Origin of the sequence: Stenotrophomonas maltophilia group sp. RNC7 (genome assembly GCF_030910085.1) — a bacterium.
GTDB lineage: Bacteria > Pseudomonadota > Gammaproteobacteria > Xanthomonadales > Xanthomonadaceae > Stenotrophomonas > Stenotrophomonas sepilia.
Genome location: NZ_JAVFVN010000622.1, coordinates 1 through 753, shown reverse-complemented (window position 1 = coordinate 753; position 753 = coordinate 1). Strand labels below are relative to the sequence as shown.

Below are 753 nucleotides of genomic sequence, written 5' to 3'. Positions count from 1 at the left end.
GTGCACTCGTTAGCGGCGAGTGTTGCTTCCATTTTGGATAAGGTCCGTCACCATTGACGCGCTTCTCAGCAGTCTCAAATGAAACATAATGCTAATAGAAATGGGACAAAATGCCCGTGCGTTCCTCTCTGTGACGGGTGACTTATTAAGAGATTTCGGATCAATTCGAGGCAAGGATTCTCCCTTCTTTTAACATTAGGCTGGCGGTAGCAGCCCCGCATTAAGAGGAACATCCATGCCTTTCGTCCAAGAACAATTTCGTGCGCGCTCGATGCTTGGCACTGGTGTCTCTTTTGCAGTGCAGATCGCGCAAATGCAGGTATTGCGGAGTAGCGTTTCCGTCATCGCGCTCGCCGGTGCGCTCTCCCTCAACGTGGTTGCGGCTCGAGCTGATGGCGGTCACGGCACCATATTTCTGAATGTTGCATCGGGCGCGGGTGGCACGGACGGCACTCTGGACCAAGCGACAGGCAAGAATGGTGATGTCGCCACCCAGGCCAGCAGCGGAGGCAACGGTGGAGGCGGTGCGGTCGATCTCACCACCGGAAATGGTGCGGCAGGTGGCGCTGCGGGTGCGGGCAGCAGCAGCACCGGCATCGGTCAGGTTTATGGTGCCGCTGGCGCGACCGGCCTTGCAGGACTGGTATCCACCACAGCAACCTCCCTTGATAATGCGGTCGTGGGCGGCGCAGGCGGTGCCGGACAGACGGCGGTCGCCAATGTGAACACTATGGGCGGCGGCGGCGGTGGCGG

Annotated in this window: 1 pseudogene; it reads left to right on the top strand. The window is 59.0% G+C overall.

The window, feature by feature from the left end:
* Positions 1 to 235: 235 nt before the first annotated feature.
* Positions 236 to 753 (top strand): annotated as a pseudogene (locus RCF13_RS11785) (hypothetical protein); the annotation flags it as partial.